This is a genomic window from Dyella sp. S184, assembly GCF_009766065.1.
In the GTDB taxonomy this organism is placed as follows: Bacteria; Pseudomonadota; Gammaproteobacteria; order Xanthomonadales; family Rhodanobacteraceae; genus Rhodanobacter.
On the sequence record NZ_LMUE01000005.1, the window covers coordinates 280,741 to 303,396 of the forward strand.

The following is a 22,656-nucleotide window of genomic DNA, read 5'->3' on the forward strand; positions in this document are numbered from 1 at the left end:
ATGACCCGGATGCCCGCAGTTGCAGTTACCCTGTTGTCCGCCGTGAGCATGCCGGAGAATGGCAGCTCGCCACTATGCTTGCGGGCCATGGAAGCGCCATGAATATCTTTGCCCCACTGATCCGCCGCCCCGCCGGCACCTCCCTGCTTGCCATCGGCTTGATACTGGCCGGAGTGTGGGCCTACCTGCTGCTGGGCGTGGCGGCCTTCCCGTCGATCCAGTTTCCCGGCGTGGCGGTGTTTGCGCAGATGCCCGGCGCGAGTGCGCAGACCATGGCCACCACGGTGGTGGCGCCGCTGGAACGGCATCTCGGGCGTATCGCCGGGATCAAGCAGATGTTCTCCAGCGCCAGCGAAGGTGGCGCGCAGATCCAGATCATCTTCGACATGAGCCGCAACGCCGACAAGGCCGCGCTCGACGTGCAGGCGGCGATCAATGCTGCCTCCGCCGACCTGCCGTCGGGCATGCCCAGCCCGCCGAACTACATCAAGTTCGACACCTCGCAGATTCCGGTATTGCTGGTGTCGCTCACCTCCACCAGTCTGCCACCGGACAAGTTGTACGACCTCACCGACACCTTGCTGAAGCCGGCGGTGGCGCAAATCCCCGGCGTGGCGCAGGTGACGGTGTCCGGTGGCGCGCCGCACGCGGTGCGGATCGCACTGAATACCGCCACGCTGGCCAGCAAGGGCATCACCGCGAACGACGTGGCGAACACGCTGCGTGCGGCCAATGTCACCTCGCCGCAGGGCACGCTGAGCAACGGCCACACGCAGATGACAGTGACCGCCAACGACTCGCTGCAGACTGCGCAGGACTTCGCCTCGCTGGTGATCGCCAGCCGCAACGGCATTCCGGTACGGCTGTCGGACGTGGCCACGATCAGCAGCGGGCAGCAGGACCAGTACGCGGCGGCGTGGTTCAACGGCACCCGCGCGGTGACGATGCAGATCAGCAAACGGCCGGAGGCGAACGCGGTGGCCACCGTCGAGGCGATCCGTGCCGCGTTGCCGACGTTCCACAACCTGCTGCCGGCCGATGTACAGATCACCCCGATCTTCGACCTCACGCCGACCACCGAATCCGCGCTGCACGAGGTGGAGGTGGCGCTGCTGATGAGCATCGTGATGGTGGCGCTGGTGATGCTGGTCTTCCTGCGCCGCGTGCGGCCCACCGTGATCGCCATGTTCAGCGTGCCGCTGTCGCTGGCCGGCGCGTTCGTGCTGATGTGGATGCTCGGCTTCACGCTCAACATCTTCTCGCTGGTGGCGCTGGTGTTGTGCGTGGGCTTCGTGGTGGACGACGCGATCGTGGTGATCGAGAACATCGTGCGCCACATGGAACGGGGCACGGCGCCGCTGCAGGCTGCGCTCACCGGTGTGCAGGAGATCGGCTTCACGGTGATCTCGATCACGCTGTCGCTGATCGCGGTGTTCGGGCCGATGGTGTTCGGCAACAACATCTTCACCACGCTGATGCGTGAGTTCGCGGTGACCCTGATCGCCACCATCGTGATCTCCGCTCTGGTCTCGCTCACGCTCACGCCGGCGTTGTGTGGCAGCTGGTTGCTGCACGAGGCGGAGGGTGCTCGTGCACCGGGTCGGCTGGAGCGCATGGCGGAGCGTTTCGACAACGGCATGCTGCGCATCTACGAGCGCGGGCTGGACTGGGCGATGCACCATCGCCGCATCATGCGCTGGCAACCACCGATCCTGCTGGTGTTGACCGTGCTGCTGGCGATCGTGGTGGCCAAGGTTGCCGGCGGCGGCCTGATGCCGAAGGAAGACACCGGCCTGCTGCAGGCGCAGATCACCGCCGACGCGAACATCTCGCCCGACCTGCTGGCTACCCGCACGCGGGCGATGGCTGCCGTCATACAGGCCGATCCGGCGGTGCTTGATGTCTCCACCATTCTCGGCAGCGGCGGCAACAACAATGGCGCGGTGGGCAACAAGTCCGTGCTGTTCGTCGATCTCAAGCCGCTCGGCGATGGTCCGGGCGATCGGCACGACTCGGCGCAGACCGTGGTCGACCGGCTGGACAAGTACTACAAGACGGTGACTGACCTCGACGTCTCGCTGACTGCGGTGCAGTTCATCCAGGGCGGTGGACCTAGTAGTGGCGGCCAGGGTCAGTATTCATTCCAGCTCAGCAGCAATGACGGCACCGCACTGCAGGAGCCCACCTTGCAACTGGCGCGGGTCATGCGCGGCATGAAGCAGTTCCGCGACGTCACCACCAGCTTCGACAGCATCGGCAGGCAGCAGATGCTGCAGGTGGATCGCAATGTTGCCGCCCGCCTCAACGTGGGCATGGGCCAGGTCGATTCGGCGCTGTATGACGCGTTCGGCCAGAACCAGGTGTCGATAATCTATTCGGACATCAACCAGTACCAGGTGGTGCTCACCGCCGACAGTGCGGAGTCGCTGAGCCCGAGCACCCTGCTGAATACCTATGTGCGCAACTCGCTCGGGAAAATGATCCCACTGTCGGCGCTGGCGCGGATCCAGCCCGGTATCGCGCCGGTCACCATCAGCCATTACAACCAGCTCGAGTCGGCCTCGCTCAATTACAACCTGGCCAAGGGTGTTACCCAGGCGGATGGCCTGAAGCTGGTTGATCAGGCGATCTTTGCCGCGCAGCTGCCGCCTGGCGTGCAGCAGAAGTACACCGGCGACAACCAGAATCTGGTCGATACCTTGAACAATGCGCTGATCATGCTGCTGGCGGTGATCCTGGTGATGTACGTGGTGCTTGGCATTCTCTACGAGAGCCTGATCCATCCGCTGACCATCCTCTCCACCTTGCCGGCGGCGGGCATGGGCGCGTTTCTCGCGATGCTGGTCACGCATACCCAGCTCACCCTGATGTCGGTGATCGCGGTGCTGATGCTGATCGGCATCGTCAAGAAGAACGCGATCCTGATGGTCGACTTCGCCCTGGTCGCCGAGCGCGAGCACGGCCACACGCCGCCGGAGGCGATCCGCGAAGCCGCGTTGGTGCGATTCCGCCCGATCACGATGACCACCCTGGTGGCGATGGGCGCCGCGCTGCCGCTGGCGATCGGTTTCGGCTACGGCTCGGAGATGCGCCAGCCGCTCGGCATCGCCATCCTCGGCGGCCTGTTCGTGTCGCAGCTGCTGACCTTGCTCAGTACCCCGGCGATCTACCTGTGGCAACACGACCGCCGCGAACGCAAGGCGAAGCGCAAACGACTGCGCGCCGAAATCCAGCGTCAGCGGGCGTTGCAGCAGCAGATGCCGGCGCTGCCGAAATAGTGGCGCACCTTACCGAAGCCTCAGCCGGCTTCCGTCGCCGGCCGCGCTGCGCCGATGCTGCGCAGTGCCGGACTGGTCATGCAGCAGAGCGCGATTGCGGTCAGCGTCAATCCCGCGCCAACGAACAGCGCTGGCAACGAGATCACCTTCAGCAGTTTGCCAGCGATCATGGCCGACAACGGGCCCAGGCCCATGAAGGTGAACATCAGCACGCTCATGGTGCGTCCCATCATCTCCGGTGCCACCCGGCGTTGGATCCAGCTAAAGATGGCGATCTGCGCGATGCCACCCAGCATGCCGGTGGCGGTTAGCAGCGCGGCGCCGGCGAACGTCGAGTGCACCAGCGCCATCGTGGCCAGCGCCAGCCCGGCGAGGCTGTCGATACCCAGCACCATCAGGCCCAGCCGGCTACGTACCAGCTTGGTGACGATGCCGGAAAGAAAACTGCCCAGCAGCATGCCGACGCCGTTGGCGGTCATCAGGATGCCCAGCGACGCGGCGCCCAGATCCAGTCGGGTATCGGCCAGCACCGGCAGGCCAACCTGGATCGGGCCGCCGACGAACACCGACACCACCGCGACATAGAGGATGAACGCGCGCAGTGGCAGGTCGGCCCAGATAGTACGGATACCACTGACGACGTTAGTCAGCACGCTGCCCTCCGGTGCCTTCGGGTGGTGGTCGCTGTGGATGCGCACCAGCATCAGTGAGCCGAGCGAGAACAGGAAGCTCAGCGCATCCACGCTAAAGGCCAGCCCGAGTCCGCGGGCGTCAGCAACTGCCTGTGGCTGCCCCGCATGGGCAGCGATGCCGATCACCAGGCCGGCCAGCACTGGGCCGATAATCATGCTCAGCTGGCGCATGCCCATGAACAGCGCATTGGCCGGCTGCAACTGCTGCGGTTCCACCAGCTGCGGCAGGATCGCCGAACCCGCCGGATAGGCAAACGCAGTGGACAGGCCGATGCCCAAGGCGATCGCGTAGATCATCCACATCTGGATCGAGCCGGCCAGCACCAGCAGCGCGAGCAGGCTGACCAGCAACGCATTGATCGCGCGTGCGCCGAGCAAGACCCGCCGCGGTGACATCCGATCCACCACCGCGCCGCCGATCAGCATGAATACGGCTCGCGGCAGCGCGATCGCCGCCAGCACCAGGCCAAGCGCGGCTGGATCGCCGGTGAGCTTCAGCACCAGCCACGGCAACGCCACCAGGGTGAACTGGTCGCCGATCGCCGAGATCGTGCTGCCGCCGAACAGCAGGGCGAAATTATGGTTGGCAAACAGCGAACTGCGGGAGGAGGTCTGCATCGGGAGGTCCTTGATCGGCTGTCTGCGAACTGCCGCGTTGCTGAAGTGAGTTTGAAAGCGATGCCACGATTGCTGCGACGGAAATCAGTTAGCGCCTGTCTCATCCCAGGAGACCGTGGCCAGTCGGCGCAGATGATCGCGCACATCGACGGGCCACGGTTCGGTCAGTGCGATGAAACGCTCGCGGTCGCGCCGGTAAAACGCCCGCGATGCTTCCTCGTGACCGGCAAAATCACCGGTCATCGCGAGCATGAAGCGGTCGACCGCTTCCATCGCGTGCCGTGCACGGTCTTTTGCGCCATGACCACGCAAGGCTTGCTCGACCAGTCGCCGCAGCATGGCCGAGGCACCGCCCGGCTGCTCGCCAAGCCAGTCCCAGTGACGCGGCAGCAGGGTGACCTCGCGCGGAACCACGCCCAGCTTCGGTCGGCCCGGGCCGCGTGCGGCAGGTTCCGGCACGGCTTCAACCTGGGGCAGGCGCGCCAGTACCTGATGCTCGGTACCGCGAAAATCCACTTCGATCTGGCGGCTGTCGTGGTTGTCGAAAATCAGCATGGGGTCACGCGCGCCGGCATCGAGAGCCCGTTTCGCTGCACGGACCACGTCGGCCAGCGCACCGTCGGCAATCAGGCGATTGCCGACGAAGGCACTGCAAGCGAGGTTATCGCGGTGAGGCATGTGCTTTGATCCGGCGAGAATAGGCGACTTATTTTTACCCGGATCAAATAAGTTGTCAATAATGTCCGGGTAAAAAGTTCCGCCATGGCCCGGAAGTTATGCGCATGCCGCTCCATCGGCTTGCTATGGTTAGGTTTTGACCCGAAGGGATTGAAGGGATGACCAAGCGTTTGCGCCCGGCCATGTTGCTTGCTTCACTCACCTTGTTCGCAGTGTTGTCGCCGCCACTGGCCGCGGCCGAACTGAGCATTCCGCCGATCCAGTACCAGCAGCGCACCTTGCCGAACGGCCTGCAGGTGATCAGCGTGGAGGATCACGCCAGTCCGAATGTGGCGGTGCAGATGTGGTACCACGTCGGCTCCAAGGACGACCCGCAGGGGCGTTCCGGCTTCGCGCACTTGTTCGAGCACCTGATGTTCAAGAGCACGAAGCACATGCACGCCGAGCAGATGGACCGGCTGACCGAGGACGTTGGCGGTGCCAACAATGCCTCCACCGGCGATGACGCCACCAACTACTTCGAGATCGTGCCGAGCAATTACCTGCAGACCCTGCTGTGGGCCGAGGCCGAGCGGTTGTCCAACCTCAATGTGGACGAGCCGAACTTCAAGTCCGAACGCGCGGTGGTGGAGGAGGAGTACCGCCAGAGCGTATTGGCCAATCCCTACGGCAAGCTGTTCAACGCGATCGACCCGTATTCGTACACGGTGCATCCCTACAAGCGTCCGACCATCGGCAGCATCGAGGAGCTGGAAGCGGCCTCGTTGCAGAACGTGATCGATTTCCACAACACCTTCTACCGGCCGGACAACGCGACCCTGATCGTCGCTGGCGATTTCGATCCGAAGCAGCTCGATACATGGGTCGACCAGTATTTCGGCGCGATCGCGAAGCCGGCCACGCCGGTACCGCAGGTCACCGTGCAGGAACCACCGCGCAAGAAGAACCTGCGCTACACCGTCACCAGCGAAACCGCACCGCTGCCTGCAGTCGCGATTACCTGGCTGATCCCACCAGCGGCCGAGAGCGCCGACATCATCCCGCTGCAGATTGCTGCTGCGTTGCTGTCGCAAGGTGACTCGTCGCGGCTGTACCAGTCGCTGGTGTATCGCCACCAGATCGCCCAGCAGATTGGTGCCGATGTCGACGCCCGGGTTGGGCCGGGCTTGTTCACGGTCGACGCGATTCTCGCCAGTGGCCATCAGCCGGCCGAGGCGGAGAAGTTGTTGCATGAGGAAATCATCTGGCTGGCGACCCAGCCGATTTCCGCCGCCGAACTCGACAAGGTGAAGACCCAGCTGCTGACCGCCGAACTCAAGCAGCGGCAGACCGCGCAGGGCGTCGCGTTTGCACTGGGGCAGGCGAGCCTGATCGATGGTGGCGCGGAACACGCCAATACCGATCTTGTCGCGTTGCAGAAAGTCACCGAGGAAGACGTGCATCGCGTGCTGCAGAAATATGTGACCGGTGCGCACAGCGTCACCATCGATTACTTGCCACAAGCTGCCAAGAGCACGCCAGCAACGGGCAATGGAGCAGTGAAATGAATAATCGTGACATAACCTGTTATTGCAGAAGCGCATTTCGTATGGCCGTCTTTACGGCTGCGCTGATTGCCACCGGCGTCGTGCTGGCAAGCTCGCCTGTCGTGGTTGCCGATCAGGGTTTTCCAGCCACGCCACCGGCCCCGGGCCCAGCCCCGAAACTGACCGTGCCGACGCCATCCTCCCAGACACTGGCGAACGGGCTGCGGGTAGTCAGCGTGCGGCGCGCTGGCCTGCCGCTGGTCACCGCGCAGCTGGTGCTGCGCAGTGGCGGCGAGATGGACCCACCACAACTGGGCGGCCTGGCCGACCTCACCGCGAACCTGCTGAGCAAGGGCGCCGCCGGCAAGACGGCGCCGCAGATCGCCGCCGCCGCCGAGACCCTGGGCGGTTCGTTGAACGCAGCGGCGGGCTGGGATGAAAGCGCGGTAGGTATTACGGTGACCACGCCGAAGCTCCCGCAGGCATTGAGTCTGCTGGCCGAGGTGGTGCGCCAGCCGGATTTCAGCGCGGACGAACTCAAGCGCGCGCAGGCGCAGGCGGTCGATGACCTGCACCTGACGCTGAGCCGGCCGACCGCACTGGCCTCGCTGGTGGCCGGTCGCGGCGTGTTCGGTGATGGTGCCTACGGCCATTCGCGCAGCGGCACGCCGGCCTCGATCGCGCGGATCACCCGCACCGATGTGCAGCATCTGCACGACTGGCTGTACCGGCCGGACAACGCGATCCTGGTGCTCACCGGCGACATCACCCCGGCGCAGGCGGAGCAGCTGGCGCAGAGCAGTTTCGGCGACTGGCAGAAGCCAGCCACACCGCTGCCGGTGCGGCCGGCGGGCATCGGCGCCAGCCGCCTGCCGGCGATTCTGCTGATCGACCAGCATGGTGCCGGCCAGGCCGGCGTGGTTGCCGCGCATGCCGCGCCGCCGCGCAACGACGCCAATTATTACGTCGGCACGGTGGCCAACGCGGTACTGGGCGGTTCGTATTCGGCGCGCCTGAACGAAGAGATCCGCATCAAGCGCGGGCTGTCCTATGGGGCCACCAGCCGGCTGCAGTCGCTGGGCGATGCCGGCATGTGGCTGGCCGCGGCGCAGACCAAGAACCCGTCGGCGCCGCAGGTGGTTGACCTGATGCTGGGTGAGTTCAACCGCCTGGGCACGACGAAGGTTGATGCGCAGGAGCTGGCCGCACGCAAGGCGACCCTGATCGGCAGCTACGGCCGCAGCCTGGAGACCACTGCCGGACTGGCCGCGCAGGTCGGCGACCTGGCGGTGTACAGCGTGAAACTGGACGAGATCGGCAAGTACATCGCGCAGGTGCAGGCGGTCACGCCGAAGCAGATCGAAGCATATGCGCACAAGCATCTGGATGCCGACGGCAGCAAGGTGGTGGTGGTTGGTGACGCCGTGCAGTTCGGCGATGCGATCCGCCAGGCGCATCCGAAAGCGGAGCTGCTGCAAGCGACCGCGCTCGACCTCGACAGTCCTAGCCTGCAGCCGGTTGCACCAGCGGCGATCACCACTGTGCGATAAACCAGCGGCATCGACTGTCTCGAAAACCCCGGCGGCTGCCGGGGTTTTTTGTACGCGGCTGTGCCGGATAACGCCACGTCGCCCCGGGCATGTTGTCGGGGCGCCTGACGAAACACAGTGTTCATCTTGGGTGCCCAAAGGCTTCACCTGAACACAACACAGTTAAGTATACTAATTGGTACACAAATACATCACGCCCCTATCCTCATAGGTTCCTTATGCATTTGCCTGCCAAGTCACTCCGCGTGGCCCTCGCGTTTTCCCTTGTTTCACTGGCCTTGCCTGCGGTGGCCGACACACGCCTGGAAATCCAGGGTGGCGTCAGCTACATGGACAGTTCTGCTGCGGACACGTTTTTTGTCGAAGGCGTCTTCGACGAACACCGCATCGGCAACAGCCGCTTCAGCTGGTCGCCGGATGTCTCGCTGGGCTGGCTCGATGGCCGTGACATCTCCAACTACGACAACTACCGCTACGACGGCCACCGCTACAGCACACGCGACCAGATCTGGCTGGCGGCGGGCGGAGCACGCATCCGCTATGGCGATCCGGGCGACTGGTATCGATCGCTGTTCTTCAGTTTCCAGCCGGCCCTGCACACGGGGCGCACGCTGGCGCTCAGCTCACCGTACGAATTCGTCAGCACGCTGGGCTGGCAGGGACGACGTTTCAGCGTGCAGGTCCGGCACATTTCCAACGGCGATCTGCACCGTCCCAACCGTGGCGAAACCATGGCTTTGCTGGGCGTGGGCTTTGATCTGTAGCCATTAACAGTGCGAAGGTGACCGGCATATATGAAAGCGGCGGCTTCTGGCCGCCGCTTTCATGATGAGCAAAGGTATTCCGCGCTCTGCTCAGTGGCCGCCCGCGGCAGTGCCGGCTTTCGCGCTGAACGGGGGCTTGGCCAGCCAGATCACGAACACCAGGCCGATGAAGACCCAGCCCAGCATGCGGAAGACCTCGTTGAACGAGATCTGAAAAGCTTGCTGGGTGATCATCCCATTGATGACGCTGCCGCCAAATTGACTATTGCCCTGGCCGAGTTGGCTCATCGCTGCCTGCGTGGTGGGGCTATAGGGGGTTATGGTCTGTGCCAGCTGCGCGTGATGCAGCACCGCGCGACGGTCCCACAGCAAGGTGGTGATCGAGGCCGCGAAACTACCGCCCAGTGTGCGCAGGAACGTGGCCAACCCGGAACCGGAGGCGATCTCGTTCTGCTTCAGGTCGGACAGCAGAATGGTCAGGATCGGCATGAAGAACAGCGCCACACCAAGACCCTGCAGCAGCTGCACCATCGCCACGTGGTAGAAATCGATATCCAGATAGAAGCCGGACCGCATGAAACAGGTCACGCCCATTACCACAAACGCCGCCGACGCGAGCAGGCGCAGGTCGAAGTGCGTGGCGTATTTGCCGACGAAGAAGGTCAGCAGCACCGGGATCACCCCCAGCGGCGCGGTGGCGTAACCGGCCCAGGTCGAGGTGTAGCCGAGGTTCTGCTGCAGCCACAACGGTACCAGCAGGCCGATCGCGAAGAATGCCGCGTAGGCGAGCACCAGCGCCAGCGTGCCGGCGCTGAAATTGCGATGGCGGAACAGCTTCAGATCGACGATCGGATCCTTGTCGGTGAGCTCCCAGATCAGGAAGATCGCGATGCTGATGGCCGAGATGATGCTGGTGACGATGATGAAGGTGGAGTTGAACCAGTCATCGTCGTTGCCCTTGTCGAGCACGATCTGCAGTGCGCCCACGCCGATGATCAGCGTGATCAGTCCGACGTAATCGACCTTCGGGCGCGTGGTCGTCTCTGTGCGTCCCTTCATCTGGTTCGCCACCACCATGCTGGCGAAGATGCCGATCGGCACGTTGATGAAGAAGATCCACGGCCACGAATAGTTGTCGGTGATCAGACCGCCGAGGATCGGACCGGCGATCGGTGCCACCACCGTCACCATCGCCAGCAGTGCCAGTGCCATGCCACGTTTGGCCGGTGGATAGATGCCGATCAGCAGACTCTGCGTGATCGGATACATCGGTCCGGCCACGGCGCCCTGGATCGCGCGGAACACGATCAGCATGCCCATGCTCTGCGAAATGCCGCACAGGAACGAAGTCAGCGCGAACAGCAGGGTGGACCAGACAAACAGTGTCACTTCGCCGAAGCGGCGGGTGAGGAAGCCGGTCAGTGGCAGCGAGATCGCCATGCTCACCGCGAACGAGGTGATCACCCAGGTGCTCTGGTCGTTGCTGACGCCGAGGTTGCCGGCGATGGTCGGCAACGACACGTTGGCAATCGTCGTATCCAGCACCTGCATGAAGGTAGCCAGCGACAGACCGATTGTGCACAGCGCGAGATTGGGTGGGCGGAATTGGGCGGTCATCAGTATCGGTCAGTGATGTGGGATCCACTCCTCCTCTGCTTGTCCCGAAAGGGACTCCCTTCGGTTGCAGGGGAGGGAGTTGCCGTTGTTATTTACTGCCAGCCATGTTGGCGTGAATGATCTGCGTGATCGCCGCATCGGCCTTGACCAGTTGCTGCTTGTAGATGTCGGTGCTGAATGCCGGTTGCGTCGGCGACTGCTGTGCCAGCGTCGCGCCGCTCTGGTCATGCAGGTTGACCGTCACGTTCATCGACATGCCCAGTCGCAGTGGGTGCTGATCGAGCTGCTTCGGATCGTCGAAGAAGACGCGTACCGGAATACGCTGCACGATCTTGATCCAGTTGCCGGTGGCGTTCTGCGCGGGCAGCAACGAGAACGCGCTGCCAGTGCCGACGCCAAGGCTCTCCACCTTGCCCTTGTACTTCACAGATCCGCCGTAGACATCGGAATCGATTTCCACCGGCTGACCGAGGCGCATCTTGGCAAGCTGGGTTTCCTTGAAGTTCGCATCCACCCACACGCCATGCAATGGCACCACGGCCATCAGCGGTGCACCCGGCTGCACGCGCTGGCCGACCTGCACCGAGCGTTTGGCCACATAGCCATCCACCGGCGCCACCAGCGTGGCCCGCACGTCATCGAGGAATGCTGCCCGCAACCTGGCCGCTGCAGCCTGTACATCAGGATGCGAGGCGACCACGGTGTCGTCGACCAGCACCTTGCTGGTCTGGTACTGCTGCTGCGAGGTGATCAGGCCGCTTTCCGCGCTGGTCAGCGCGTCGCTGGCGTGCGACAGCTCCTCGGCCGAGATGGCACCGGACTTGGCCAGTGCGACGCGCCGGTTGTAGTCGGCACGCGCCTTGTCCACCGCAACCTTGCGCTGGGCCACATCGGCTTGGGCGCCGTTGACGTTGCTGTACAGCCCGCGCACTTTGCGCACGGTATTGGCGAGGTTGGCTTTCGCCTCGGCGAGCGCCACGTCGGCGTCGCTCGGGTCGAACTGCACCAGCACCTCACCCGCGTGCACCAAGTCGCCATCGTCGGCACCGATGCTAACTACCGTGCCGGCGATTTGCGGGGTGATCTGCACCACGTTGCCGTTGACGTAGGCATCGTCGGTGCCCTCGTACCAGCGGCCGTCGAGGAAATACCACAATGCCCAGGCGATGATGCCGAGCACCACGATCACGCCGAGCAGGCGCAACAGCAGGCCGCGCGAGTTCTTCGCAGGTGCTGCCGCGTTCGGCGCCGTCGTATTCGAGGCGGCCGTGTCAGGTGCTGCAGTATTCGCGGATGGGACGGCCGAGTTTTCGGCCGGGGTGGAAGTCTGGCTGGACATGTGTCTGCCTCAGGAACGAGTAGATGGGGAAGTGGCGGATACATCGGCATCACCGGCCTGCGGCCGGAAGCCGCCGCCGAGCGCCTGGATCAGTTGCACGGAGAGATCGACCTGTTGCGCGTGCAATGCAGCCATGCGCTGTTCGGCGACCAGCAGCTCCTGGCGTACGCTGAGTGCCTCCAGGTAGCTGCCGATGCCGGCCTTGTAGCGCTGCTCGGCCAGCTTCCACGCACCGTTGGCGGCATTGAACGCGCGCTGCTGCGCATCAACCTGTTGCTGCAGCGAGTTGAGCGCATCGTAATCGTCGGATACTTCGTTGAGCGCCTGTACCAGCGTCTGGTTGTACTGCGCCGCAGCGTAGTCGAACTGCGCATCCTTGCTGTTCAAGTTGGCACGACGGCGACCGCCGTCGAAGATCGGCAGGCTGATCGCCGGCGCGACTTCGTAGAAGCGGTTCGGCAAAGTGAAGAGATTGCCGCCGCCGAGACCGATCAGACCGGCCAGTGCACCGATGTTCACATTCGGCAGGAATTCGGTCTTGGCCGCCTTGATGTCCTTGGCCGAAGCTTCCACGCGCCAGCGCGCGGCCACCAGGTCAGCGCGATGGCCGACCAGATCTACCGGGACATCGGACGGCACGATCAACGCGCCCGGCGGCAACAATTGCGGACGACCGATATCGAGCCCACGATCCGGCCCCTTGCCGAGCAACACCGACAATGACGAACGCGCCGCATCGATGGCGCGATCGGCCAGGGCCTTTTGCCCTTGCGCGCTGGCGACTTCGGAATCGCTCTGCTTGAGCTGGATCTGGTTGTCGATGCCGGCGACCACGCGCTGGTGCGTCAGGTCGCGTGCCGCGCTCGCACGCTGCAGTTCTGCCGCCGCCACGTCCTGCTGCGCAAAGGCATAACCCAGTTGCGCATAGGCGCGTGCCACATTCGTCGACAGCTCGATGCGTGCAGCCTGGGCATCGATCTGTGCAGCGCGTGCCTGGCCCAGCGCAGCTTCCCAGGCGGCGCGCTGGCCGCCCCACAGATCCAGGCTCCAGTTGAAACTGCCGTATACGTACTTGGCTGCGCCGAGATGCCCGCTGCCCAGTGCGGGGATCGAGGTTGGAATGAACGCTTCCGCCACGCTGGCGCCGACATTCACGGTCGGCTGGCGCGCCGCCTCGGCGGCGCCAGCCTCAGCCTGCGCGCTGCGCGCACGCGCGTCAGCCATGGCGAGTGTCGGGTTGTCGTGCAGCGCCTCGGCGATCAGCGTATCGAGCTGCGGATCACCCAGTCCGGTCCACCAGTCCTGCTTCGGCCACGCCGCCGCGGACACCTGCACATTGGCCAGGCTGCGCTCGGCCTTGAGTGTGGAGGGATCGATCGGCGTGCCATCCGGGCGCAGGCCGCCGCTGCTGGCGCAACCGGCCAACGCGAGAGTCAGGGTAGTGGCAGCCGCAAGAAGATGCAGACGCATGGATTGATGTCCGGTTAAAGATAGAGTCAGTTTTTGTTGCGAAGCGCGTGCAGCACGCGCTCCAGGTAGTCGTGCAATTGCGTTTGCTCGGTGTCGTCGAGCGAGCGCTGGGCAGCATTCATCACGCGCTGGCTGCAAACGGAGGCGGTGTTCTGCCAGACCGTATTGCCTGCCTCGGTCAGTTCGATGCGCAGTGCGCGGCGATCCTGTTCGTGCGGCGAGCGGCGCAGATAGCCCTTGCGCTCCAGCTGGTCCAACTGGCGCGTCATCGCGCCACCATCCAATTCCACCGCGCGGGCCAGTTCCGTCGCCGACACCGCACCCAGCTGCTGTGACTTCTTCAGGATCAGGTACTGGGTAAAGCTGAGGTCCAGGCCCTTGCTGGCGAGTTCGGCCTCGATCGCACGCACCATTTCGGCGCGCACCATGGTCAGCAGCATGCCCAGGCTCGGCGCGTGGGATTCATTGGTAATGGATGGGGTTAAGGGGTGGTCGTTCTGCTTCATGCCGGCATTCTATTGCCGAAATTATATTTGTCAAGGCAAATATATGCCTGTTTATGTTTGTTACAGCAAAAAGACCGGATGGGTCCGCTGGAAATCGGCCCCGGGGCCCTCCAGTTCGTCGGCCAGCCAGGTGCGCATGGCCGGATCACGCAATTCGAACAGTTCGAATACGCCCAATGCCCGCAGCGCCGGCAGTTGCGCCAGCAGTCGTGGCTCCATCGCCCGGCGGACTGGCTCGGGAGTGGCGGGGTCGAGCATCTGGTGGGCGCAGGCGACAAAGGTTTCCAGCGGAGACGCCGCCAGTTTGGACTTCATGGAAAGCAGCTTGGTCGGTGACATGAGGTGATCCTCGATTGAAACGCAGCTGTGCGCGGGCATCTGCAGCAGGCACGCGCGGACGGTGCCGGGTGTGACTGCGAGCGGGCATTTACGGCATTGGCGGAGGCCGCGAGCGATGGCAGCGGCGGCGGTGCCGGATCGTGGTCCAGGCACACGAAAGCATAGGCATGGCCACAGGCAAGCTGATAACGTTATTTGGTCAACTTATGTCGAGAACCGGCCATGACGCCCTCCAAACAGCAAGTCCACGAACTGATCGAGCAGGTCGGCGGCCCCGCGCTGATCGCCTACCGGATCGAGCGCGAAGCTACCAGTGAATACGGCGAGGACACCCAGACCTACGACTGGCACCGCCATCTGCGCGGGCAGTTCTTCTGCGTCGAGAGCGGCCTCGTCCATGTGCATACCGGGCACGGCTCATGGATGCTGCCGCCGCATCGGGCCGGCTGGATGCCGCCGGGCGAGCTGCACACGGTCAGCATCAGCGGAGTGATGAGTGGCTGGGGCGTATTCATCACGCCGGACATCGAGCACGGCCTGCCAAAGCATCCCTGCGTGATCGGCGTCACCGAGCTGATGCGTGCACTGGTGTGTCGCGCCAGCGCGTGGACCTGGCACGAGCGGCTGGACGCAGAACAGGATCGAGTGATGGCGGTGCTGCTGGACGAGATGCGCCGCGCGCCGCACGAATCGCTGCACTTGCCGATGCCGCTCGACCGCCGGCTGTTGCGCATTGCCCAGGCGGTGCTCGAACAGCCGCACGACAACCGCAGCCTTGAAGACTGGGCGGCGTGGGCCGGCTTGTCCGCACGCAGCCTCAGTCGATTGTTCCGCGCCGAGACCGCGCTGAGTTTCGCGCAGTGGCGCCAGCAGGCGCGGCTCTGCCGCGCGATGGAGCAACTGGCCGAAGGCGAGCCGGTCGCCAGCGTCGCCGACGCGCTCGGCTACGCCAGCGTGAGCGCCTTCGTGGCGATGTTTCGGCGCAGCTTCGGGCAATCACCGGGACGCTACTTCGCGCTGCATCCATCACCGGCGTGATCAAGGTGACGCCCAGACACCTGCCGCGCATATAAGCCTCCCTTATCGTCAGGATCATTAAAACTCCCTTGGCTTATCGGATCGGCCGGACATAGCATGTGTCGTCACCCATCCTGTGAGGTCGCCATGTTCCGTCCCTTCGTTTCGATCCTGCTTGCCCTCAGCCTGCTGCCCGCGGCAGCGTTCGCCAGCGACAGTTTCTGGCAGACGCCCACTATCGCCGGTGCCGGCAAGATCCACGCGCTGCCGCAGGCGGCCTACCAGCCCGATCGCAACGCCACCTACAAGGTCGTGTTCAGCCTGAGCAAGGAGGGCGACAAGCCTGATCAGGTGAGCCCGTCACTGGATCACGTGGCGCGTGCAGTGAATCTGTATGTGAGTGCCGGCGTGCCTCTCGACCACCTGAAATTCGTGGCGATCGTCTCCGGTGGGGCGACGCCGATCGTGTTGAACAACGCGCAGTACCAGAAGCTGCATGGCATCGACAATCCGAACCTGCCGCTGATCGAACAGCTGCGCAAGGCCGGTGTCGATATCGCGGTATGCGGCCAGGCCGTTGCCGAACATCAGTTCAAGTACGACTGGGTGGATACACACGTCACGCTGGCGCTGTCGGCGCTGACCACGATCACCGTGCTCGAGCAGCAGGGTTATGCCCTGATGCCGCTGTGATCTTCAAGCACTCGGGGGAATAGAACGATGCGTCATCTCGTTTTTGGCCTGCTGCTGGCCGCCACATTCGGTGCCAGCGCGACCGACCGGAGCGACTTCCTGCCGCCATGGAATCCACCACCGGCAGGCCTGCAGTTCAGCGTGCCACCGGTGGATGCGATCGCCGACCTGCATGGCGACATCGTCGATCCGCAGCTGGTGCTGTTCTTCGCAGGCAACCAGTTCATGGTGGTGCATGACCTGCTGGAGGCGTTCAAGCAAGCCCATCCGCAATACCAGCGGATCTATGCCGAGACGCTGCCGCCGGGCATCCTCGCCAAGCAGATCGAGAGTGGCACGCTGGTGATGGGCAACCTGCGCATCACGCTGCATCCGGACATCTATACGGCCGGCAAGGATGCGATCGCCGACAACCAGCAGAAGCACGGCTGGTTCGCCGATAGCTACGACTACGCGCGCAATCCGCTGGCGATCCTGGTCGCCAAGGGCAACCCGAAACACATCACCGGACTGGCCGATCTGGGTCGTGCCGACGTGCGCGTGAGCATGCCGAACCCAGCGTGGGAGGGCATCGCGAAGCAGATCGAAGCGAGCTATCGCAAGGCCGGCGGCGATGCGCTCGACCACACCATCATGGACAGCAAGGTGAAGGACGGCAGTACCTTCCTCACGCGCATCCATCACCGCCAGTCGCCGCTGCGCGTGCTGCAGGGCGAGTCGGACGCGGCGCCGGTGTGGTCGACCGAGGCGTATTTCCAGCAGCAGATCATGCATTTCCCGGTCGAGACGGTGACGATTCCGGCGGCGCAGAATGTCACTTCCACCTATACCGCCGCACGCATGAAGGACGCGCCGCACGAACAGGCCGCGAAGGATTTCCTGGCCTTCATGCAGAGCCCCGCGGCGCAGGCGGTGTACCGCAAGTACGGCTTCCTGCCGGCGCACTGAGGATGAACGAAATGCGCCGCGGCGATTCACGAACGTTGTTGCTGGGCTTCGGCCTGCTTGTCGCCACGGCGCTGCCGGTCGGCGCGGTGCATGCCGTCGATGCGGCGGCGATCACGACGCAGGGCAACGGCAAGGGTGCGGCGCCGTGCATGGGCTGCCATGGCGTCGATGGTGGCGGTCAGGCCAGCGCAGGCAACCCGCGCCTGGCCGGGCTCGATGCGGCCTATCTGCAAAAGCAGCTGGACGATTTTGCCAACGGCACGCGCACGAGTCCGGTGATGCAGGCCACCGCGACGGCGCTCAGCGAAGACGAGCGCGCGGCGCTGGCGCCGTACTACAGCAAGCTACCGATTCCGCCCGCATTGATGAAGCCAACCACGTCGATGCCGGCGGTGGACAGCGTCGGTGCCGTACTCGCCACCCGCGGCCATTGGGACCAGCAGGTGCCGGCGTGCGTGCAGTGTCACGGTCCCGCTGGTGTCGGCGTGGGCGCGCATTTCCCGCCGCTGGCCGGGCAGCCGGCGGTGTATATCGAGGCGCAGCTCAAGGCATGGCAGCAGGGCACGCGACACAACGATCCGCTGCAGTTGATGCAGCATCTGTCGAATGCGCTCAGTGCACAGGAGATCAGCGACGTGGCCGACTGGTTTGCCGCGCAACCGCTGGATGCGAAAGGGGCCACGCCATGAGAACCCTACACGCCTTGCTGGCTGCGACCATCACGATATGCGCGTTGAATGCTTGCTCGCAGAAAGCATCTACTCCGGTTACCGCCAGTACGGTGCCGGCTGCATCAGGCACAGTCGCGAGCAGCGCCGCCGTCAAGCCGGCGGTACCAACATTTAAGCCGCCATCGGAAACAGAAATCCCCAGTGGCCCTCTCGGTGATGTGATCCGCCAGGGCCGCGCTATCTTCACCGACACGCCGACGCATGCCAGCGCCTATGTCGGCAACACGCTCAGCTGCAGCAACTGCCATCTCGATGCCGGTCGACTGGCGAACTCGGCACCGCTGTGGGGCGCCTACGGCATGTATCCGCAATACCGCAAGAAGACAGGCCAGGTGAACACGTACGGCGAGCGCCTGCAGGGCTGCTTCCGCTTCAGCATGAACGGCAAGGCACCACCGCTCGACAGCGCGGAAATGGTCGCGCTGGAAACCTACTCCTGGTGGATGGCCAAGGGCGCGCCGGTCGGTGTGAAGTTGCCGGGCGCCGGTTATCCCAAGCAGGATTTCAAGCCGCCGCAGCCAGCGGATTACGCGCGCGGCGAAAAGGTCTACGCGGCGAATTGCGCGCTGTGCCACGGCGCCGACGGGCAGGGCCAGCAGGTGGCCGGCCGCAATGTGTTCCCGCCGTTGTGGGGGCCGCAGTCGTTCAACTGGGGCGCCGGCATGCACGAGCTGGACAACGCCGCCGCCTTCATCAAGGCGAACATGCCGCTGAGCCGCGGCGGCAGCCTGAGCGACCAGGATGCATGGGACGTGGCGATGTTCATGGATGCGCACGAACGTCCGCAGGACCCTCGCTATACGGGCAACCTCGCCGAGACGCGGGCGAAATATCACGACACGCCGCAGTCGTTGTACGGCACCGAAGTCAACGGCCATCTGCTCGGTTCGCAGCCCACGCAAAAGTAAGCGGAATGCTGCGCGACGCCGTGTCGCAGTTCGCCCGACACGGCGGTGTGGGTGAGTCGCCGATCCCGCGGTGTACGCCGTGGCGAGTCCGGATTACCACAGTGCCCCAGCGGATTCGAGCCACCGAATCCATGGCCACGCATCAGTGCGCGCGATCCAGCAAAGGCGTGACGATTTGTTCCAGCTGCCGGCTGGTCCATGCCGGCTGCTGGTCTTTCCATCCGTTGTCGACCAATCGGCCGTCACGGTCAATCGTGAAGCTGACCGGCAGGTGCCAGATGCGTCCGTAGCCGGGTACGTGCGGATCGCCCAGCAACCCCACGGGGAAGCTCAAGCTACGTGCCACGGTGCGTACCTGTTCGATGTCATCCGGGTTATCGAGGCTGAAACCGAGTATGGCCAGGCCGTCGCCGGCGTGCGCCAGCGCATATCGCGAAAGCAGGGGCAGCTCGTCCCTGCAGGGGCCGCACCACGTGGCCCAGAATGTCACGATGACTACTTTGCCGCGCAGGTCTTGCAGGCTGATTTGCTTGCCGTCGAGCGTATGCAGCGTGATGGGTGGCGCCATCCGCCCCACTTCCAGCTGGTTGGCGAACGCAACTTGCGCGATGACGGCCAGCACAAGAAAGGCCATGGATTTGCAGAGGCTGTACGTGACGCGATGAATGATAGGCATGCTCGGATGATCTCGCGGAGTGTTGCCGGACGTTTCCGGCAACACTCATTCCATGGGTGATTGTGCTCAGAGTTTGATGCTGATACCGACGGTGCCCGTCCATCCCGGAAACAACTGATAGCCCTGCAGGTGGCTATACACAGGGACCTGCACGAAGGCATACATCTGCACGTTCTTGGTCAGGGTGCCGCTGATGCCCGGGCTCAGATAGGCCACGGTGCCTTCGGTGTCGGGCGCGTCGGCCAGGAAGCCCTGGTCGGCCATCTTGTGGAACCAGTTGATCTGCACTTGCGGCACCCAGTTCGCGTGCGCCTCATAGCGCAGGCCAAAGCTGATGGAGGCAAGGTTGCCGGGGCGATAATCCGCGCCGGGCTGATCCAGGTTCTCCTTGACGGCGGCCTGGAACTGCCCGTTGACGAAGGCATCGAAGTTCTGGCTCACCGGCTGGAAGTAGTACGCGCCCACGATGAGGTCGGTGCTGCCCGTGCCGGCCTGCAAGCTGGTATCCAGCGACTGGCCAAGGCCCGGACCGTTCTGGAACGTCACCGGATGACCGACCAGGTTGCCATCCTCGGCCTGCCCGCCGTAATTGCCGGTCGGCAGCTTCACGCCGAACTGCACGCCGAAATTGTGTGTCGGCAGAAAACCCTGGTAGCTGGCCAGTATCTTGGTATCGCCGATGCCTGCGACATGGGCGCTGCTGACCTGGTCCGGTGCACTCTCGGCAGGTGTGTAGGGCTGCAGCTGCGTACCGTAGGTCTCGTGATCGCGCAGCACGTACGGCACCACGAAGGTCACACCCCAGTCCGCATTGAAACGGTAGGTTGCGGCGAAATTGATATAGCGGTTGATGGTGCCCTTTTCGATTTCGCCGCCGCCGAGCAACGGATCGGAAGGCTGATTGACCACTTGGGCCGGCGTCGCCTTGCTGCTTCCGTGACGAAGCTGATTCTGGTCGATGAAGGTGTAATCCACATTGATGCGCCAGCCGGAGGCCGTGGAGTAACCGGTGGCAGCGTCGGTGCTCAAGGTGCAGCCGCAGGTCGCGCAAGCATGCGCTACCTGCGGAAGCAGCCCGAGCGCGAGCAAACCCGCCGAGATCCTCCCGGCGTTGCGCGGCCTTGGCTTGGAAGGTGAGAAATGGGAAGTGGTTGGTACAGCCAGTGCTTGACGTCTGCCCTGCGGCATAGACGTGCGAAGAAGATTCACGACGCGCATGAGATGGAGTTCCCAATGAATGGAGCCAGGCCAGCGGGTGGCCCGCAAAGGCTGAGGATTGCCGGTGCACCACCCGGACAGCCAGGAAACACGGCGCGATGCAGCGCAGTCGGGCGTCGGGAAAGCAGCGGCAATAATCGAATGGCACGCGCTTGCCACCATCGTGGCGGCCCGCACGTGCCCGCGTGTCAGCCGATGCGCGGTGGCCCGCGTGGATCTGCACTCAATCGTGGGGTCGCATCCATGCGGCGCACCCGGAGGGGTGTCGACTCGGCCACGCCGGGCGCTGCCGGCAGCAGGTGAAGCACCTGGCTCGAGGCGAGTATCGATTGATGGCCAAGCAGGACGCAGTAACCGCATCGATCCGTTGAGTCGGCGGGATCAGCAGGCGCCGGATGTTTCTCTCCGGCCATCCGCTGCGGACACGCGTCCCCCATGCCTTGCATGGATCCCGTCATCGGCATCGGCATCGGCATGACACGGGAAATGACCGGCATCACGACAATAAGCGCCATGGCCAGCAGGGCCAGCCATGAAACGACCTGTCGGGAAGCCTTACGTCGGAACACGCGTATTACCGGATCGTGGATGCACGCTCAATGGGTCAATTTAGCATGACCTGGACCCTGGTCGAGGGTCGTTGATGCCGCACCCGATGCAAGAATTTGAGTCTCTTCGAGCCATTCCAGGTTTTTAAGCCGGGTTTGCCGATGGCGGCTTGCGGACCTTGCGATCATGCTGCGCTGGGTGCGGACGCGGCGTCGATTCCGGGGCTACCATGCGTGTCGATGACGGTACGAGGGGCTGGCCCGGCACGGCAGTTGCAGGTTTCGCATGCACGTTTCTCAACTCGCGTCGGCATGACGTGTTCATCGCGCAGGATTTTCCACGATGCAGCTGCGGCAACTCACCGATACCCTCAGCGTCAGCGGACAGATCGACGAAGCCGATGTCGACCTGCTCGCCGCGCAGGGTTTCCGCAGCCTGATCAATAACCGGCCCGATGGTGAGGCTGCCGGGCAGCCAGCCAGTACGGCCATCGCTGCGCTGGCCGAACGCCATGGCATGACTTATCAGTATCTGCCGGTGATCTCTGGTCAATTGCAGGATGTCCAGGTGGAGGCGTTTGCGCAGGCGTTGACCACGCTGCCGGCGCCGGTGCTGGCGTTCTGTCACACCGGCACCCGTTCGACCATGCTGTGGGCACTCGCTGCCGCGCGGAGCCAGCCGCTGGAGGATGTACTGCGGACCGCGATCAGGGCCGGTTACGACCTCAACGCGCTGCGACCGCGCCTGCAAGAGGCTGCGGCGCGTTGAGCATCCTGCTGCCTGACCTGCTCGCGATCGTGTGCGGTTCGCTGGTGGGCTTCTCGCTGGCGCTGATCGGTGGTGGCGGTTCGATCCTGGCCACGCCGTTGCTGTTGTACGTGGTGGGCGTGCGTGATCCGCATCTGGCGATCGGCACCAGCGCGGTGGCCGTCGCGGTGAACGCGTTCGCGAACCTGATCCCGCATGCGCGCGCGGGTCACGTGCGCTGGAAGGTGGCATTCACGTTCGCCGCGACCGGGGTCATCGGTGCCTTCGTCGGCTCGACCCTCGGCAAGCTGGTCGATGGCCAGCGCCTGCTGGTGCTCTTTGCCGTGCTGATGTTGGTGGTGGCTGCATTGATGCTGCGCGGCCGACGTGGCGGCGGTGCGGACCGTTATCCGCTGCCGCACCTGTTTCCGCGGCTGGGCGCGGTAGGTTTTGGCGCAGGCGGCCTGTCCGGCTTCTTCGGCATCGGCGGCGGCTTCCTGATCGTGCCGGGACTGATGTTCGCCAGCGGCATGGTGATCATCGAGGCGATCGGCACCTCGCTGTTTTCGGTGGGCGCGTTCGCCACCACCACCGCACTCAACTACGCCGCCTCGGGCCTGATCGACTGGCGTGCGGCAGCCGGGTTCATCGCGGGCGGTATCCTTGGCGGTTGGCTCGGTGCGTTGGGCGCACATAGGCTGGCGAAAACCCGCGGCACGCTGCACGTGGTCTTCGCGCTGGCGATCGTCGCCGTCGCCGTGTTCATGCTGGTCAAGAATCTGCGCGGGTGAC

Annotated in this window: 21 protein-coding genes; 12 read left to right on the top strand and 9 right to left on the bottom strand. The window is 64.2% G+C overall.

Annotation, left to right across the window (positions count from 1 at the left end):
• The first annotated feature begins 98 nt into the window (after positions 1-98).
• Positions 99-3,278, top strand: a complete 3,180-nt coding sequence (locus GSQ75_RS11215) for an efflux RND transporter permease subunit (RefSeq protein ID WP_158754960.1) — start codon at positions 99-101, stop codon at positions 3,276-3,278.
• Positions 3,279-3,298: 20 nt separating this feature from the next.
• Here GSQ75_RS11215 and GSQ75_RS11220 read toward each other — a convergent pair whose 3' ends face one another.
• Positions 3,299-4,588, bottom strand: a complete 1,290-nt coding sequence (locus tag GSQ75_RS11220; protein WP_158754961.1) for an MFS transporter — start codon at positions 4,586-4,588, stop codon at positions 3,299-3,301.
• 84 nt (positions 4,589-4,672) lie between these two features.
• Positions 4,673-5,266, bottom strand: coding sequence for a DUF2239 family protein (locus tag GSQ75_RS11225; RefSeq protein WP_158754962.1), 594 nt, complete (start codon positions 5,264-5,266; stop codon positions 4,673-4,675).
• Between the two features lie 158 nt (positions 5,267-5,424).
• Between GSQ75_RS11225 and GSQ75_RS11230 the strand changes: the two genes are divergently transcribed.
• The 3 genes from GSQ75_RS11230 to GSQ75_RS11240 all read left to right on the top strand — a co-directional run bounded on the left by GSQ75_RS11230 (position 5,425) and on the right by GSQ75_RS11240 (position 9,106).
• Entirely contained in the window at positions 5,425-6,813 is a 1,389-nt protein-coding gene (locus tag GSQ75_RS11230; protein WP_158754963.1) for a pitrilysin family protein, read from the top strand.
• A 41-nt stretch (positions 6,814-6,854) separates the two neighbouring features.
• Positions 6,855-8,342 (top strand): pitrilysin family protein, encoded by a 1,488-nt coding sequence (locus GSQ75_RS11235; protein ID WP_158754964.1) that lies wholly within the window; start codon positions 6,855-6,857, stop codon positions 8,340-8,342.
• Between the two features lie 218 nt (positions 8,343-8,560).
• A complete protein-coding gene (locus tag GSQ75_RS11240; RefSeq protein ID WP_174236723.1) occupies positions 8,561-9,106 on the top strand; it encodes an acyloxyacyl hydrolase in 546 nt (181 codons plus the stop codon).
• Between the two features lie 90 nt (positions 9,107-9,196).
• Here GSQ75_RS11240 and GSQ75_RS11245 read toward each other — a convergent pair whose 3' ends face one another.
• The 5 genes from GSQ75_RS11245 to GSQ75_RS11265 form a co-directional block, all read right to left on the bottom strand.
• On the bottom strand, positions 9,197-10,723 hold the full coding sequence (locus tag GSQ75_RS11245; RefSeq protein WP_158754965.1) for a DHA2 family efflux MFS transporter permease subunit: 1,527 nt from the start codon (positions 10,721-10,723) through the stop codon (positions 9,197-9,199).
• A gap of 88 nt (positions 10,724-10,811) precedes the next feature.
• Positions 10,812-12,062, bottom strand: coding sequence for an HlyD family efflux transporter periplasmic adaptor subunit (locus GSQ75_RS11250; protein ID WP_158754966.1), 1,251 nt, complete (start codon positions 12,060-12,062; stop codon positions 10,812-10,814).
• 9 nt (positions 12,063-12,071) lie between these two features.
• Positions 12,072-13,532 carry an efflux transporter outer membrane subunit gene (locus tag GSQ75_RS11255; protein ID WP_158754967.1) on the bottom strand — a complete coding sequence of 487 codons (1,461 nt, stop codon included), beginning with the start codon at positions 13,530-13,532 and terminating at the stop codon, positions 12,072-12,074.
• Between the two features lie 26 nt (positions 13,533-13,558).
• Positions 13,559-14,038: a MarR family transcriptional regulator gene (locus GSQ75_RS11260; RefSeq protein ID WP_158754968.1), complete on the bottom strand. Its 480-nt coding sequence runs from the start codon at positions 14,036-14,038 to the stop codon at positions 13,559-13,561.
• Between the two features lie 60 nt (positions 14,039-14,098).
• Positions 14,099-14,353 (bottom strand): hypothetical protein, encoded by a 255-nt coding sequence (locus tag GSQ75_RS11265; protein WP_254058558.1) that lies wholly within the window; start codon positions 14,351-14,353, stop codon positions 14,099-14,101.
• Positions 14,354-14,599: 246 nt separating this feature from the next.
• Here GSQ75_RS11265 and GSQ75_RS11270 point away from each other — a divergent pair, with 246 nt between their 5' ends.
• The 5 genes from GSQ75_RS11270 (at position 14,600) to GSQ75_RS11290 (ending at position 18,674) form a co-directional block, all read left to right on the top strand.
• The gene (locus GSQ75_RS11270; protein WP_158754970.1) at positions 14,600-15,415 is read left to right on the top strand and encodes a helix-turn-helix transcriptional regulator; all 816 of its coding nucleotides are present in this window, start codon (positions 14,600-14,602) and stop codon (positions 15,413-15,415) included.
• 126 nt (positions 15,416-15,541) lie between these two features.
• The gene (locus GSQ75_RS11275) at positions 15,542-16,087 is read left to right on the top strand and encodes a DsrE family protein (protein ID WP_158754971.1); all 546 of its coding nucleotides are present in this window, start codon (positions 15,542-15,544) and stop codon (positions 16,085-16,087) included.
• 27 nt (positions 16,088-16,114) lie between these two features.
• Positions 16,115-17,035, top strand: coding sequence for a substrate-binding domain-containing protein (locus GSQ75_RS11280; protein ID WP_158754972.1), 921 nt, complete (start codon positions 16,115-16,117; stop codon positions 17,033-17,035).
• 2 nt (positions 17,036-17,037) lie between these two features.
• Positions 17,038-17,724, top strand: coding sequence for a c-type cytochrome (locus tag GSQ75_RS11285; RefSeq protein WP_254058539.1), 687 nt, complete (start codon positions 17,038-17,040; stop codon positions 17,722-17,724).
• Positions 17,721-18,674, top strand: coding sequence for a c-type cytochrome (locus GSQ75_RS11290; protein ID WP_158754973.1), 954 nt, complete (start codon positions 17,721-17,723; stop codon positions 18,672-18,674). Before GSQ75_RS11285 ends, GSQ75_RS11290 begins: the two co-directional genes overlap by 4 nt.
• 142 nt (positions 18,675-18,816) lie before the next feature.
• On the opposite strand, the gene GSQ75_RS11295 is transcribed toward GSQ75_RS11290, so the two are convergent.
• Positions 18,817-19,308: a TlpA disulfide reductase family protein gene (locus tag GSQ75_RS11295; RefSeq protein WP_158754974.1), complete on the bottom strand. Its 492-nt coding sequence runs from the start codon at positions 19,306-19,308 to the stop codon at positions 18,817-18,819.
• 108 nt (positions 19,309-19,416) lie between these two features.
• Entirely contained in the window at positions 19,417-20,379 is a 963-nt protein-coding gene (locus GSQ75_RS11300; RefSeq protein WP_254058540.1) for a transporter, read from the bottom strand.
• Positions 20,380-21,012: 633 nt separating this feature from the next.
• Here GSQ75_RS11300 and GSQ75_RS19195 point away from each other — a divergent pair.
• The 3 genes from GSQ75_RS19195 to GSQ75_RS11315 all read left to right on the top strand — a co-directional run bounded on the left by GSQ75_RS19195 (position 21,013) and on the right by GSQ75_RS11315 (position 22,655).
• Entirely contained in the window at positions 21,013-21,186 is a 174-nt protein-coding gene (locus tag GSQ75_RS19195) for a hypothetical protein (RefSeq protein WP_254058541.1), read from the top strand.
• Between the two features lie 273 nt (positions 21,187-21,459).
• A complete protein-coding gene (locus GSQ75_RS11310) occupies positions 21,460-21,885 on the top strand; it encodes a TIGR01244 family sulfur transferase (RefSeq protein ID WP_158754976.1) in 426 nt (141 codons plus the stop codon).
• 5 nt (positions 21,886-21,890) lie between these two features.
• Entirely contained in the window at positions 21,891-22,655 is a 765-nt protein-coding gene (locus GSQ75_RS11315) for a sulfite exporter TauE/SafE family protein (RefSeq protein WP_343160923.1), read from the top strand.
• Position 22,656: the final 1 nt, after the last annotated feature.